Genomic DNA, 14,141 nt, shown 5'->3' with positions numbered 1-14,141 from the left:
GAGACGATGAAGAATAAAGCTTTGGAGCGTGCCTACGATCCAAAAGATATTGAAAAGACGTGGTATGATTTTTGGCACAGGAAGGGATATTTTCGCCCGGAGTTTCGCGCGACAGGTCCTGCCTATACGGTGACGATTCCTCCGCCCAATGTGACGGGGGAGTTGCACATGGGACACGCGCTACAGCACGCGATTCACGACGCGGTGATTCGGTATAAGCGGATGCGGGGATTTCGCACGCTGTGTTTGCCCGGTACAGATCACGCGGGTATTGGCACGCAGATGAAGGTGGAGCAAGAGATCTGGGAGAACGAAAAAAAGACGCGCCGCGAAATTGGGCGCAGAGACTTGTTGAGACGGATATGGGCCTGGCGGGAAAAATACGGCAGCACAATTTTGCGACAATTGCGCGAGTTGGGCTGTAGTTATGACTGGTCGCGCGAGCGATTTACAATGGATGAGGAGTACGTGCGGGCAGTGTTGGAAACATTTGTGCGTTTTTACGAGAAGGGCTGGATTTATCGGGGCAAACGCATGGTGAACTGGTGCCCGCAGTGTGGCACTGTGATTTCCGATCTCGAGGTGGAAGAAAGAGAGGTCCATAGCCACCTGTGGCATATTCGGTACAAAGGAATAGATGACGCGCCCGATGTGGTTGTGGCGACAACGCGTCCAGAAACCATGCTGGGTGATACCGGGGTGGCGGTACATCCATCCGATGCGCGATGGCGCAATGCCGTGGGTAAAATGGTGATGTTGCCGCTTATGGACCGCCCCATTTCCATTGTGGCAGATGACTATGCCGATCCGGAAATGGGGAGTGGTGCGGTGAAGGTGACGCCGGGACACGATCCCAATGATTATGAGATAGGGCAGCGTCACGATTTGCCCGAAATTGCGGTTATTGGTCTGAATGGCGAGATGACGGAGAATGCGGGTGCTTATGTTGGGCAGGACCGGTATGCGTGTCGCAAGGCGGTGGTTGAGGCACTCGACGAGCTGGGGTTGATGGAAAAAATTGAGGATTATACCCACGCGGTGCCCCATCACGACCGCTGTGGCACGGTGATTGAGCCGATGCCTATGGAGCAGTGGTTTGTGGCGATGCGCGATTTGGCCGATTTAATTTTGCCCCTGATGCGAGAAAAAAAGATCGATTATGTGCCGGATCGGTTTCGAGAATATTCGATTGAATGGCTGGAGAATATCCGCGACTGGTGTATTTCGAGGCAATTGTGGTGGGGACACCGCATTCCGGTGTGGACGTGTGAAAATTGTAGTGCGGTGATTGTGAATGCAGAGCCGCCCGAATTGTGTACAAAGTGTGGTAGTCAGCAGTTGACGCAAGACCCAGATGTGCTCGATACGTGGTTTTCCTCGGCGCTGTGGCCTTTTGCAACGCTGGGTTGGCCCGAAGATACGGAGGATTTGAAGCTGTTTCATCCGACGGATTTGATGATTACGGGACGGGATATTTTGTATCTGTGGGTGATTCGGATGATTATGACAGCTGTTGAATTTGTGGGCGAGATTCCGTTTCGGACGGTGCTGGTTCATCCCACGGTGCAAACGCGCGATGGCAAGCGCATGAGCAAGTCGTTGGGTACGGGGATTGATCCGCGCGAATTGATTGACCGCTATGGCGCAGATGCCACGCGCCTATCGCTTTTGTACCAATGCGGCAGTTCGCAGGATATTCGGTTTGATGCCGATGTGAAGGACAATAAGTTGCAAGATTCGCCCATTGCGGAAATGTGCCGCAATTTTTGCAACAAAATTTGGAATGCCGCGCGGTTTGTACAAATGAATCTGGACGATCGCGACATACGCGATGTGGCATTGCAGACGGTCCCCGAGCCGATTACGGACCTTTCTGATCGGTGGATTTTGAGTTTGTACAATCGCACGGTGTTACAGGTTACAGAGGCTTTGGAGGCGTATCGCTTTGACGAGGCGGCGCGCGCGTTGTACGATTTTGTGTGGAGCGCGTATTGCGATTGGTATGTGGAGATGGCGAAAGTGCGCCTGTATGGCGATGATCAAAGCGCCCGTCAAACCGCGCAGTCGGTTTTGTGTGTCGTGTTTGAAGGCACGCTGCGCCTGTTGCATCCCGTTGCGCCTTTTATTTCAGAGGCGTTGTGGCAGACCTTTCCACGAGAAGGCGAGGCTCTTATTGCCGCGCCCTGGCCCAAATGCGACAAAACGCAATTTGATAAAGCGGCGGAGCGAGAAATGGCTTTGATGCGGGATGTGGTGGGTGCTGTGCGCCATATTCGAGGTACAATGCGTATTCCGCCGGGCAAGCTCGTGGATGTGGTGTGTAAGACGGATTCAGAGGAGGCACGTGCGATTTTGACGTCTGTTAAGGGCTATATGAAGGCGTTGGGGCGCGTTGAAAATTTGACCCTTGGCGCGGCTTTAGAACGCCCGGCAGCGTCTGCGAGTGCTGTGGTTGGTGATGTGGAAATTTTTGTGCCTTTGGCCGGCGTGATTGATCTCACTGTGGAACGTCAGAGGTTGGAGAAGGAGATTGGCGGATTGGAAAAGGCGTTGAGCGGATTGGAGAAGAAGTTGAGCAATGCGGGTTTTTTGAATAATGCCCCCGCAGAGGTCGTGGCAAAAGAGCGCGAGCGCGAGCGCGAGTATCGGGATACACTGTCGAAGTTGCGGGAAAATTTTGCGGTGCTTTCAGAGGGAGATTAAAATGTCGAGCGTTAGATTTGGTATTATGGGATTGGGGCGTGGCCGCGGAGCAGCAAAACAGATGGCAGCAGCAGAGGGCAGTGCGTTGGTTTGCGTGTGCGATTTACAGGAAGACAAGGCCGTGGAGCAGGCCGAAATGTATGGATGTGACTGGACGACGAATTACAAGGCGATGTTTGCGCGTGATGATATCGATGCGATCGGTATCTATACGTCCAGTGGTACGCATTGCGATTACGCCATTGAAGCGATAGAAGCAGGCAAACATGCATTTGTCACCAAGCCGATGGATATTCTCGTAGAAAAGTGCGATGCGGCGATTCAGGCGGCAAAAGATGCGGGGAAGGTTCTGGCAGTGGATTTTGGGAATCGCTATTCTAAAGCAAACCAGCAATTGAAGGCCGCCATTGATCAGGGGATCATTGGACAGATTTTTTTGGGTGATGTGAAGATGAAGTGGTGGCGTGAGCAGAGCTATTACAATGGGGGCTTTCCCATGGGGTGGCGTAGCCGCAAAGAGACAGAGGGCGGCTCGATAGCCAATCAGGGTGTGCATTTTGTCGATCTCATTTGCTGGTTGCTCGGCCCGGTAAAGGAAGTTTATGGGCGCAGTGCAACCATGACACACGATATTGAAACGGAAGATATTACAATTGCACAGTTGACATTTCAAAGCGGCGCGTGGGGGCTGATTACGACCACGACATCAAGTTATCCAAATTTGGGGACACAAGTGGAGATCAGTGGCACGGAAGGCACTGTGCGGTGGGATCAACGCGGCGGTATAGAAGTGATGACAAAGGATGAGGAATTGGTAGATTTGAGCCGTTTTGAAGTGCCCGATGCGCCTGCCGATATTGCAGAGGATATGGTTTCTGCTATCACCAAAGGCACGATACCTGTGGTGTCGGGTGAAGAGGGCCGAAAGTCTGTTGAGCTCTTTTGCGCAGCTTATGCGTCTTCAAAATCGGGTTCTCCTGTGGTTATTGATCAGCGGTAATATGCGGTTTCAAATATGTCTGAACAGTTGGAAGTAAAGCTCGGCAAATTGCTTCGAGAACGAGACTGGACCATTGCAGTTGCAGAAACCACAACAGGGGGATTGATCAGCGCCCGCATTGTTTCGGTTCCGGGCAGTTCGGCTTATTACGAGCGGGGGGTTATTGCGTATAGCGCGCTGTCTAAACGCGAGATGCTGGGGATAGATGTGCAGGTGATGGATACGTATGGTGCAGTGAGCGCAGAAGCCGCGTGCGAGATGGCCAAAGGCGTGCGAAAAGTGAGTGGTGCAGATTTGGGCCTGGCCGAGACCGGGATCGCTGGTCCCATTCGCGGACGGTCGCCCAAGCCCATAGGAACGACGTATATCGCAGTTGCCGGTGCAGAAGGTGTAATTTGTGAGGTCTTTCAGTTTGATGGGGATCGCGATGCGATTCGCGATGCGATAGCAGATGCTGCCTTGAAAATGGTGATTGAGGCAAAAAAAACAATTGATAACCGATAACGGATGTCACGCAGTTTATCGAAAAAAGCTTTATTTTGCCACAATATCTTGTATATCTCATTTCAAGTAAATCACAAGATATAGAGTCGCTGCATAATATCAACTGATAAGCTTGATTTTTTTCTTGTTCAGCCGTATTTTCAGTGCCCTGCGCGATGTTCAGTAAGTTCTGGTCCTGGAGGTTTGTATGAAAATTTCGGAAAAGATCCGCGGCGATGTCGCTGTCTTAACTCTGTCGGGTGAATTGATGAGCGGCCCCGAGGTTGCCCCATTCCAAGATCATATTAAAAAACTTGCAAGTGAGGATATAAAAAAGGTAGTGGTTGATTTTTCCAGGGTGAGATGGTTTGGCAGTGCTATGTTAGGCGTGCTAACGGCGAGTTTGACGACGTTGCGCGGTGAAGGCGGGGATTTGAGATTGACGGGCGTTACCAGAAAGATTGAAAGTATTTTAATGGTTACGCAGTTGGCAAATATTTTTACGACCCTGGATACTGTAGATCGGGCGGTGGAAAGTTTTGCAGATCAGGATGCATAGAGATTTTTGTAAGCTGACAATGGATGGCGCAAATCGTCCAATTTTTGAAGAGCTGTTCGCCAAATTGATGAGAGTCAAAGTTGACATTCGCGATCACGTTGCGGTTCTGACTGTGTCGGGTACCCTTATGAGTGGTCCTACGGTTGTTCCTTTTCAGCACTATGTCGAAGAGGTCATGGCCGATGGCATTACAAATGTCGTGGTCGATTTTTCCAAGGTGAAGTGGTTTGGCAGTACGATGTTAGGAGTATTGGCGGTCAGCCTGGAGATGTTGAGAAATGCTGGAGGTGATCTCAGGTTGGCCGGCATTGCAAACCGGATGGAGAGTTTGATGATGGTCGGAAAGTTGTCGTCGCATTTTCGAACGTTAGAATCCGTTGACGCGGCTATCGAAAGCTTTGTATCCGACCCGCCGGGGAGACGGGAAACATAAATCGCCCCAAACTATCATCTGTATTTCGTTCATAAAAAAGGGGTGCGATTATATCGCAATCCCTTCTTCTTTTGGGAAGAAAATACCTCAAAGTATTTTAGCCCCATCGGCCCGGCGTTGAGGCTATATCATTGAAAGGAGATATATCTGTGTTGCATCGTATGATTCCCTCAGCACTGATTCTTCTATGTGCTTTTGTACAGTGCAGCGAAAAACAACCCGTGCCAAAATACATCGGCGATCTTCCGCAATTGCAGGATCGCGGCGTATTGCGGGTGATAGTTAGCGAGGAGCCGATCACCTATATACCCCGGCAGGCGGAGCCGGTGACCCTGGACTACGATATCGCCCGTAGTCTGGCCGATGCACTCAAGCTGAAGTTGGAGCTTGTAAAGGCCGATAATTATGTTCAGATGTTGGAAAAACTACTCGAAGGCGAGGGCGATATTATCGCCTCCAGCTTGACGGTTACGCCAGATCGAGAAAAGATAGCAGCGTTTTCAGTTCCGTATTTATACGTCGATGAATATTTGATTACAGCGCGTGCAGATAGCCTGCCCCAGACAGTGGCTGATCTCGCCGGTATGGAGATCAGCGTGCGGCAGTCCAGTTCGTATTATCAGACCTTGATTGATGTTCAGAAGGAGGTGCCGTCTTTACGCATCCACACTGTGTCAGATACGCTCAGCACCGAGGGGCTGGTCAAAGGCATTGCTCAAGGCGAATACAAAGCGACCTTGTGCGACGCGCATTTATGGCATGCTATTGCCAATTATTACGATAACCTCGTCGCGCCGCTCGTTGTGGCCGAAGAGCGTCCGCTCGCCTTGATGATGCGACCAAATGATACAAAGCTCAAGTTCGTGGTGGATGAGTATTTGCTGGCGCATCAATTTACGCGGCAGCGCCAGCAGATATTTACAGATGATTTACCTGGCCTGAAAGAACGCCGCCGGTTGCGCATGATCACGCGCAATAATGCGATGACTTATTTTATTTACCGGGGGCAGCAGATAGGGTTCGAATACGAGCTTATAAAGCGATTTGCCTCGCAGCACGACCTGCGTCTCGAAATTGTCATTCCGAATAGTCACGCCGAACTGTTGTCGTATTTGAACGAAGGCAAGGGCGATGTCGTGGCTTCGGCAATGACTATTACTGAGGAACGGCAAGAGCAGGCCGCGTTTACGCAACCCTATAAGGAAGTGAGTGAACTGGTGGTGGTGCATGCGGATGACGATTCGATTGCCAGCCTTCAGGATCTGGCTGGACGGACGATACATGTGCGCGGGAGTTCTTCGTTTTATACGACGCTGATGGCGTTGCAGGATTCCGTCAAAGGTCTCGAGATTGCCATAGTGCCCGATGACGTAGAAACCGAAGATATTTTAGCTGGAGTTGAAGAGGGTATTTATGATCTTACGATGTGCGATTCCCATTTGTTCGATATAGAACGCGCATATGGCCGCCGTCTCAAAGCCGCCTTGAGTATTAAGCCCACGGCACTGGGCTGGGCGGTTCGCAAGGACAATTCAGAGTTGCTGACAACACTCAACCAATACATAAAAGAAGAAAAAGGCGGCTTGTTTTTTAATATGATGAAAAAGAGGTATTTTAAGAGTACGCGCGCTGTTGCCAGAGCCAAAGATTCAATGCGGGTCGGTTTGAGCGGTCAGTTGTCGCCTTATGATGCCCTGACAAAAAAATACGCCTCTCTATACGGGCAGGATTGGCGTCTGATTACCGCACAGATGTACCAGGAATCCAGATTCGATCCAGAGGCTGTTAGCTGGGTCGGCGCGCAGGGGCTGATGCAGGTGATGCCGAGCACGGGAGAGCAGTTGGGATTTACCGATCTTCATGACCCCCAGGAGAGCATTCACGCAGGGGTCAAGTATATGCGTCAGCTTATCAACCGGTTTGATCACAATCTCCCGATGGAAGAGCGGATTCGCTTTGCTCTGGCTTCTTATAATGCCGGATACGGCCATGTGCTCGACGCCCGCCGTCTGGCGCGGGAAATGGGATGGGATTCCAACCGCTGGTTTGGCAATGTGGAAAAGGCGATGCGCTTGCTGTCCCAACCTGACTATTACGAGCGGGCGCGATACGGTTTTTGTCGCGGCGGTCAACCCGTACACTATGTCGAAAATATTCAGAATTTCTACGATGCTTATGTCGAAATACTGAATACGACAATACCTGCGAAGGTGACACAACCACTTAGCTCGGGCTTCGTCGGACCTCCGCCCGCTACAGAAGACCGTCGCTGAGTCTCCATCCTTTTTTAATCAGGTATTGCTCTAAAAAAATAGAGCAATACCTGATTCCCTTCCTCGGTTTTATATTTCTGCCTCAATCCGCGATCTGATAAATCTCAGACCCTTTTTCTTTGAATTCTCGCGCTTTTTCAGCCATGCCAATTTCGAGGGCTTCGGCTGATTCTATGCCTTTTTCTTCGGCATAGGCACGCACGTCTTGCGTGATTTTCATGCTGCAGAAATTGGGACCGCACATGCTGCAGAAGTGTGCGATTTTGGCGCCCTGAGCAGGTAGTGTTTCGTCGTGATAAGAACGGGCTGTATCGGGATCGAGCGAGAGGTTGAATTGATCTTCCCATCGGAATTCAAAGCGCGCTTTTGACAGGGCATCGTCCCAGTCTTGCGCGCCTTTGTGCCCTTTGGCGAGGTCGGCGGCGTGAGCGGCAATTTTGTACGCGATCAGGCCGTCTTTTACATCTTGCTTGTTCGGCAAGCCGAGGTGTTCTTTGGGGGTGACATAGCAAAGCATAGCCGTGCCATACCATCCGATCATAGCTGCACCAATGGCCGAGGTGATGTGATCATAGCCTGGCGCAATGTCTGTGGTGAGCGGTCCCAGGGTATAGAAGGGGGCTTCGTGACACCACTCCATTTGTTTATCGACATTCTCTTTGATGAGGTGCATCGGGATGTGCCCGGGGCCTTCGTTCATGACTTGAATATCGTATTCCCATGCGATTTTGGTGAGTTCGCCCTGCGTTTGCAATTCGGCAAACTGCGCCGCATCATTGGCATCGGCAATGGATCCTGGGCGCAACCCGTCGCCGAGAGAGAATGAAATATCGTATTGTTTCATTACTTCGCATATGTCGCGGAAACGGGTGTAGAGAAAACTCTCCTGGTGATGGGCGAGACACCATTTGGCCATGATGGAGCCGCCGCGAGATACGATGCCCGTGACCCGTTTGGCGGTGAGGGGGACATAACGGAGCAGTACGCCGGCATGCACGGTGAAGTAATCGACACCTTGTTCGGCCTGTTCGATGATGGTGTCTATAAAGATGTCAAAGGTGAGGTCTTCGGCAATGCCACCCACTTTTTCCAAAGCCTGATAGATCGGCACTGTGCCAATGGGTACGGGAGAGTTGCGGATGATCCACTCGCGGGTTTCGTGGATGTCTTTGCCCGTAGATAGGTCCATCACCGTGTCGGCACCCCATTGGGTGGACCACTGCATCTTTTCGACTTCTTCTTCTATAGAGGAAGTGACCACCGAGTTGCCAATATTGGAATTGACTTTGACAAGGAAATTGCGCCCAATGATCATGGGTTCGCTTTCGGGGTGGTTGATATTTGCCGGGATGATGGCGCGGCCTCGCGCAACTTCTGAGCGCACAAATTCGGGATCGACATTTTCCCTGATGGCGATGAATTCCATTTCGGGCGTGATTTCACCGCGTTTGGCATAGTGCATCTGCGTGACGTTGCCCGTGCCGCGAAGAACGGTTTTGCGGCGAAGATTTTCCGGAATTTCCGGCGCATCTGACTGCGGGACATAAGTTGGTGCGACATCCTCGACATCGCCCCGCGCCCGTATCCACGGTTCGCGCAAAGGGGGCAGACCATTTCGCACATCCCCACCTTGTGGTCCGCTGGTGTCATAGACGTAAACAGGATCTTCACCATTTGTCAGAGATATTTTGCGGGCAGGAACGCGAATTCCGTGTTTGCCTTTGAGATAAATTTTTGTAGCATTGTTGCCATTCTGGTTACTCATGGCTTTCTCCTTAGAAAAAAATAACCGACGATGTGTGCGAAGGCATCGGCGGTTTGTATTTCCATAATGCGCCGTGTTCCCTTCGCTGGCATTACCCAGAGCAGGTTCGTAGGGTGTGTTCTCAGCCTTTCGGCACCCCTGTACGGTCAGCGTTGTTTTGAACAACGTAAGGAATATATTGGTGTCTGTCAAGTGATAAGGGGAACGTCTTGACCTGAAGATGTTAAAATGGTATCTTTGCAAAACTAAAAAAAGACAGGGGTGCTTGCTGCTGTGAGCTGAGATTATACCCTTTGTACCTGATCCGGATCGTGCCGGCGTAGGGAGTTTGTTGAACTGATGGTGAGACCACTTTTCGACTCTATGCGAAGGGTGGTTTTTTTTACCTTGAGGTTGTGATGGCACAAAAGCGCGTGCTCATTGTGGGTGGCGGGGCGATTGGTCTGGCGATTGGCTGGCGGTTGGCGCGTGCGGGGTGTGCTACGGCTCTGTTTGATCGAGGTCGCGTTGGGCACTCGGCGAGCTGGGCTTCAGCGGGTATGTTGTCGCCGCTGTCAGAGGTGCAATTCGAAGAGGAAGACCTGTTGCATCTCGGCCTGAAGGGGCTGGCGGTTTATCCCGAATTTGTCGGTGAGTTGGAGGCTGAGACAGGATGTTGTGTGGGCTATCGCCGCGATGGCGTGCTGCTGGTGGGTATTACGCAAGACGATCTGGAGTACTTAAAATTTCGGTATCGCTATCAGCGCGATTTGGGGTTGTCTGTTACCTACCTCTCAGGTGATGAGGCGAGGGAAAGGGAGCCGCATTTGTCGGCTCAGGTGAGTGCTGCTGTGTGGTGTCCGGGCGATCATCAAGTGGATAATCGGCGTCTGGTGGTGGCACTGATGCAGGGGCTTGTAGCGGCGGGTGGTGACGTGTTTGAAGAGATGGGGGTAGATGAGCTTTTGATAGATGGGGCGCGGGTGCGCGGGGTGCGGGTTGGCGAAGAAGTTTTTGAGGGCGATACAGTGGTGTTGGCTTCGGGATGCTGGTCGCGTCTGATACCGGGTTTGCCCGATTGTGCCAGGCCTCCGGTGCGTCCCGTGCGCGGGCAGATTATGCGCCTGGCTATGATGGAGGACTTCGCGCTCAGTACAATGGTCTGGTATTCGCGGGTGGCGACTTCTACGGTGGCGTATCTCGTGCCCAAGGATAATGGGCATCTCGTTTTGGGGGCTACGTCAGAAGAGATGGGGTTTGATGAAGATGTGACCGCGGGAGGGATGTTTGAGTTGTTGCGCGCCGCGTGGGAGGTGGTGCCGGGGGTTTACGATTTGCCTCTGGTCGAGTCCGCAGCGGGATTGCGTCCAGGTAGCCGGGATGACGCACCTATTTTGGGCAAGACGCCTATTGAGGGTTTAATTATGGCAACTGGTCATTATCGGAAAGGTATTTTGCTGGCGCCGTTGACTGCGCTATCTATTGCCGAATTGATTTTGGAGCGGCGTACCCCGGCACTTATCAGGCCTTTTGGGATTGACCGATTTGGATTATAAACTCATGCAACTTATAGTGAATGGTCAAGAGCAATCAGTGGATGATGCGTCAACGCTACTCGATTTGCTGATTGAGATGAATTTTAAAGCCGAACAAAAAGGTATTGCCGTGGCTGTAAATGCCGAGGTCATAGCGCGGGCGATTTGGGCAGATATGCGGTTGCGCAATGGTGATCGGGTGGATATTATTCACGCGGTTCAGGGGGGGTAGTGGGAATAACAGTGAGGATATTATGACAGGCGATTTTAAGATGGCAGGCGTAACATATCGTTCACGGCTGTTGATAGGCACTGCGCATTATCCCAATATGCAGGTGATGCTGAAGTCCGTGGAAGCCAGTGGCGCAGAGATTGTAACGGTGGGCATTCGACGGCTCAATATGAATGACGAATCTGGCGAGGGTGTTCTCGATTTGCTCAATCGATCGCGATATACCATTTTGCCAAATACTGCCGGATGTTTTACTGCTCAAGATGCGGTGCTTACTGCGCGATTGGCCCGCGAAGCGCTGGAAACCGATCTGATTAAGTTAGAGGTGATTGGGGATGAACGCACGTTGTTTCCGGATGTGGTGGGGTTGCTACAAGCAGCAGAGACCCTGGTGAATGATAGGTTTACTGTGTTGCCCTATTGCAATGATGATCCAATTACCTGTAAGAAGTTGGAAGATTTGGGGTGCGCCGCTGTGATGCCTCTGGGTGCGCCCATTGGTTCGGGAATGGGGATTCGCAATCCGTACAATATTCAGATTATTCTGGATTCGGTCAATGTGCCGGTTATTGTCGATGCGGGGGTGGGAACTGCATCGGATGCTGCTCTGGCGATGGAATTGGGTTGCGATGGCGTGTTGTTGAATACGGCAGTAGCAGGTGCTCGGCATCCGGTGAAGATGGCGATGGCTATGAAAAAGGGGGTTGAAGCAGGGCGGTATGCTTTTGAAGCAGGGCGGATTCCCAGAAAGCTGTACGCGACGGCTTCGACGGCGATGGAAGGACGGGTGGAAGTGTGAATTCATTGCCGCCTCTCTATCTGATTGCCGATCGGGCAACGTGCGGTGATCGACCAATGCTGGATGTGCTCGCGCGTGCGCTGGATGCGGGGGTGCGGCTGGTGCAGTTGCGGGAAAAAAACCTGGATAGAGATGTATTAGAGGCTCTGGCTGAGCAGGTGTTGTCGTTGACAGCGCGTTATGATGCGATGCTGTTGATTAACTCAGCAGCAGATATTGCCGTGCAGATCGGCGCTCAGGGTGTGCATTTGCCAGGTGGTGCATTGCCGCGGGCGGTCCGAGATCGGATCGGACCGTCATTTTTAATCGGCTATTCCACACATACCTGTGCGGAATTAGATTGCGCTGATGGGGCAGATTTTGTGACTTATAGCCCCATTTTTACACCGGGCTCCAAACCCGGGTATGATGGTGTGGAAGCAGGGTTGGCGGGGTTGGCAAATGCGGTGGCGCATTCTCGCTTACCCGTTTACGCTCTGGGTGGAATTACACCTTCTCGTGCGGCCAAATGTCGCACGACGGGATGTGCGGGCGTTGCGGTGATGTCGGGTATTTTGGCAGCGAGAGATCCGGCCAGGGCGGTATGTGAATTTTTGAAGGGATGGGAATGAAACAAACCCTGACAATTGCGGGTTCGGATTCCGGTGGTGGCGCGGGCATTCAGGCGGATTTGAAAACATTTCACGCCCATGGCGTGTTTGGCCTGTCTGTGATTACATCGGTTACTGCTCAAAATACGCAAGAGGTGCGTGCAGCTTGTGATTTGCCCGAAGAGATTGTCCGCGCTCAGATAAGTGCCGTGTTTGACGATTTTGAAATTGCTGCGGTGAAGACGGGGATGTTGTCTTCGCGTGAGATTTTAGAGGCTGTGGCCGATGAACTGACAACTCGCAATGGGCAACCGCTCGTGGTTGATCCGGTGATGATTTCGACGAGTGGATTTCCGTTGCTTAAGGGCGATGCGATACAATGCATCAAAGATCGTTTGTTGCCGCTGGCTACATTGGCGACGCCGAATTCCTCTGAAGCAGAATTGTTGAGTAAAAAAAAGATAAAGACGCGAGAAGATGCCGGGTTTGCTGCGCGAAAAATTGCCGATTTGGGCGCGTGCGCTGTGCTGGTGAAGGGGGGGCATTTGGAGGGCGCTGCGGTGGATGTGTTGTGGGATGGGGCGTGTGAAACGATTTTTGAAAGTGAACGCATAGATACCGGGAATACACATGGGACGGGTTGTACACTGGCATCGGCGATAGCGGCCAATTTTGCGCTGGGATACGGGTTGTGCGATGCGATAGATCGGGCAAAAAAGTATGTTACAGAAGCTATCCGGCATGGCTTAAATATTGGCAAAGGTAACGGTCCTACGAATCATTTTTATTTTTTAGACTGTGCTAAACGCTAACATGAAAAAAATTGGCAAGCTGCACGTCATAACCGATGTTGTTTTGCAAGACCGCTTTTCACACAGTGCGCTGACACAAATGGCTGTTGACGGTGGAGCGGATACCATTCAGTTTCGACAGAAAGAGGGTTCGACGCGTGCGTTGATTGAGACGGCTATTGCCGTGAAGAATGCGTGTGGTGATGTGCCTTTGATTGTGAATGACCGGGTTGATGTGGCGATTGCTGCAGAGGCAGATGGAGTGCATTTGGGACAAGATGATTTTCCCATTGAAAAGGCACGCGATTTGCTTGGGGAAGATGCTGTGATTGGCGGTACGGCAAAGACGCTTTTACAGGCGCAGCAGTGCATTGCCGAAGGTGCGGATTACATCGGTTTTGGACCGATTTATGCAACGGGTTCAAAGGCCGATGCGGGCCTGGTGAAAGGTCTGGAGGGCTTACGCGAGATGGTCAATGTGGTCAGTGTTCCAATTGTTGCCATTGGGGGTATTGGAATAGAGAATGCCGACGAGGTGATGCGCGCAGGAGCGCATGGCATTGCGGTGATTTCAGCCGTGTGTTGTCAACCCGATCCCACTGAGGCGACCCAAAGGCTGATGGATCAAATTCAAAAATAAAATAAAATTTATTCCAGGTGTTCAACATCTGCTTTATCTTGCGTGCGACCAGATGCTTTTTTGTTGCGAATCAGATCCTCTCTGCCAATAAAATTTACCTCATGCGCTCCATAGCGACCGCGTATCTGATAGTTTTCAGCTTCTTCAAAAGTCACGCCATCAATTTCATTCAGGAGATCAATTTGTACAGGAGCAACACCAAATTGAATGATGTTGCCTGTTTTTTCAAAGAGGCTTAGGGGTATTTCAGGTTCAGAAAATCCAAACGCCAATAATGATTTTCGCAATTTGTCGATATTTTCTTGCGTTCGCGCATAGAAGATGTCAATATCTTTGGTGAAACGCGGATGGCCGTGGAA

14 protein-coding genes and 2 riboswitches are annotated in these 14,141 nt (G+C 51.4%); of the genes, 12 read left to right on the top strand and 2 right to left on the bottom strand.

The window, feature by feature from the left end:
* Positions 1–6 precede the first annotated feature (6 nt).
* From F4Y39_15865 to mltF, 6 genes are all read left to right on the top strand, one after another.
* Complete coding sequence (locus F4Y39_15865; GenBank protein MYC15199.1) at positions 7–2,703, top strand: valine--tRNA ligase; 2,697 nt, start codon at positions 7–9, stop codon at positions 2,701–2,703.
* Positions 2,597–3,703: a Gfo/Idh/MocA family oxidoreductase gene (locus tag F4Y39_15860; protein ID MYC15198.1), complete on the top strand. Its 1,107-nt coding sequence runs from the start codon at positions 2,597–2,599 to the stop codon at positions 3,701–3,703. Before F4Y39_15865 ends, F4Y39_15860 begins: the two co-directional genes overlap by 107 nt.
* Positions 3,704–3,718: 15 nt before the next feature.
* A complete protein-coding gene (locus F4Y39_15855) occupies positions 3,719–4,207 on the top strand; it encodes a CinA family protein (protein MYC15197.1) in 489 nt (162 codons plus the stop codon).
* A gap of 187 nt (positions 4,208–4,394) precedes the next feature.
* A complete protein-coding gene (locus F4Y39_15850; protein MYC15196.1) occupies positions 4,395–4,745 on the top strand; it encodes an STAS domain-containing protein in 351 nt (116 codons plus the stop codon).
* A complete protein-coding gene (locus F4Y39_15845; GenBank protein ID MYC15195.1) occupies positions 4,738–5,178 on the top strand; it encodes an STAS domain-containing protein in 441 nt (146 codons plus the stop codon). The genes F4Y39_15850 and F4Y39_15845 overlap by 8 nt, the downstream gene beginning before the upstream one ends.
* Positions 5,179–5,327: 149 nt before the next feature.
* The gene (gene mltF / locus F4Y39_15840; GenBank protein ID MYC15194.1) at positions 5,328–7,451 is read left to right on the top strand and encodes a membrane-bound lytic murein transglycosylase MltF; all 2,124 of its coding nucleotides are present in this window, start codon (positions 5,328–5,330) and stop codon (positions 7,449–7,451) included.
* An 82-nt stretch (positions 7,452–7,533) separates the two neighbouring features.
* Here the strand turns inward: mltF and thiC are convergent, their stop codons facing one another.
* On the bottom strand, positions 7,534–9,216 hold the full coding sequence (gene thiC / locus F4Y39_15835) for a phosphomethylpyrimidine synthase ThiC (protein ID MYC15193.1): 1,683 nt from the start codon (positions 9,214–9,216) through the stop codon (positions 7,534–7,536).
* Positions 9,217–9,276: 60 nt separating this feature from the next.
* A riboswitch (TPP riboswitch) is annotated at positions 9,277–9,366 on the bottom strand.
* Positions 9,367–9,463: 97 nt separating this feature from the next.
* Positions 9,464–9,559, top strand: a riboswitch (TPP riboswitch).
* A gap of 55 nt (positions 9,560–9,614) precedes the next feature.
* Here thiC and thiO point away from each other — a divergent pair.
* Genes thiO through thiE form a run of 6 tightly spaced genes read left to right on the top strand, consistent with a single transcriptional unit; the run spans position 9,615 to position 13,782 of the window.
* Positions 9,615–10,751 carry a glycine oxidase ThiO gene (gene thiO, locus F4Y39_15830; protein ID MYC15192.1) on the top strand — a complete coding sequence of 379 codons (1,137 nt, stop codon included), beginning with the start codon at positions 9,615–9,617 and terminating at the stop codon, positions 10,749–10,751.
* A 4-nt stretch (positions 10,752–10,755) separates the two neighbouring features.
* The gene (thiS, locus tag F4Y39_15825) at positions 10,756–10,962 is read left to right on the top strand and encodes a sulfur carrier protein ThiS (GenBank protein MYC15191.1); all 207 of its coding nucleotides are present in this window, start codon (positions 10,756–10,758) and stop codon (positions 10,960–10,962) included.
* A gap of 22 nt (positions 10,963–10,984) precedes the next feature.
* Positions 10,985–11,761, top strand: coding sequence for a thiazole synthase (locus tag F4Y39_15820; GenBank protein ID MYC15190.1), 777 nt, complete (start codon positions 10,985–10,987; stop codon positions 11,759–11,761).
* Positions 11,758–12,372: a thiamine phosphate synthase gene (locus F4Y39_15815; GenBank protein ID MYC15189.1), complete on the top strand. Its 615-nt coding sequence runs from the start codon at positions 11,758–11,760 to the stop codon at positions 12,370–12,372. Before F4Y39_15820 ends, F4Y39_15815 begins: the two co-directional genes overlap by 4 nt.
* Positions 12,369–13,163 carry a bifunctional hydroxymethylpyrimidine kinase/phosphomethylpyrimidine kinase gene (thiD, locus tag F4Y39_15810; protein MYC15188.1) on the top strand — a complete coding sequence of 265 codons (795 nt, stop codon included), beginning with the start codon at positions 12,369–12,371 and terminating at the stop codon, positions 13,161–13,163. The genes F4Y39_15815 and thiD overlap by 4 nt, the downstream gene beginning before the upstream one ends.
* Position 13,164: 1 nt before the next feature.
* Entirely contained in the window at positions 13,165–13,782 is a 618-nt protein-coding gene (gene thiE, locus F4Y39_15805; GenBank protein MYC15187.1) for a thiamine phosphate synthase, read from the top strand.
* 8 nt (positions 13,783–13,790) lie between these two features.
* Here the strand turns inward: thiE and F4Y39_15800 are convergent, their stop codons facing one another.
* Positions 13,791–14,054, bottom strand: coding sequence for a hypothetical protein (locus F4Y39_15800; protein MYC15186.1), 264 nt, complete (start codon positions 14,052–14,054; stop codon positions 13,791–13,793).
* Positions 14,055–14,141: the final 87 nt, after the last annotated feature.

It is taken from the genome of Gemmatimonadota bacterium (genome assembly GCA_009838845.1).
Taxonomy (GTDB): domain Bacteria; phylum Latescibacterota; class UBA2968; order UBA2968; family UBA2968; genus VXRD01.
The sequence above is the reverse complement of the archived record's forward strand: the minus strand, read 5'-3'. Positions and strand labels throughout refer to the sequence as shown.

Excerpts from the sequence above, each read along its gene's own strand:
- thiD (MYC15188.1), top strand. The coding sequence starts at position 12,369 with ATGAAACAAACCCTGACAATTGCGGGTTCGGATTCCGGTGGTGGCGCG.
- thiO (MYC15192.1), top strand. The coding sequence starts at position 9,615 with ATGGCACAAAAGCGCGTGCTCATTGTGGGTGGCGGGGCGATTGGTCTG.
- thiS (MYC15191.1), top strand. The coding sequence starts at position 10,756 with ATGCAACTTATAGTGAATGGTCAAGAGCAATCAGTGGATGATGCGTCA.
- F4Y39_15820 (MYC15190.1), top strand. The coding sequence starts at position 10,985 with ATGACAGGCGATTTTAAGATGGCAGGCGTAACATATCGTTCACGGCTG.
- F4Y39_15865 (MYC15199.1), top strand. The coding sequence starts at position 7 with ATGAAGAATAAAGCTTTGGAGCGTGCCTACGATCCAAAAGATATTGAA.
- F4Y39_15850 (MYC15196.1), top strand. The coding sequence starts at position 4,395 with ATGAAAATTTCGGAAAAGATCCGCGGCGATGTCGCTGTCTTAACTCTG.
- F4Y39_15845 (MYC15195.1), top strand. The coding sequence starts at position 4,738 with ATGCATAGAGATTTTTGTAAGCTGACAATGGATGGCGCAAATCGTCCA.
- F4Y39_15855 (MYC15197.1), top strand. The coding sequence starts at position 3,719 with ATGTCTGAACAGTTGGAAGTAAAGCTCGGCAAATTGCTTCGAGAACGA.
- thiE (MYC15187.1), top strand. The coding sequence starts at position 13,165 with ATGAAAAAAATTGGCAAGCTGCACGTCATAACCGATGTTGTTTTGCAA.
- thiC (MYC15193.1), bottom strand. The coding sequence starts at position 9,216 with ATGAGTAACCAGAATGGCAACAATGCTACAAAAATTTATCTCAAAGGC.
- F4Y39_15860 (MYC15198.1), top strand. The coding sequence starts at position 2,597 with ATGCCCCCGCAGAGGTCGTGGCAAAAGAGCGCGAGCGCGAGCGCGAGT.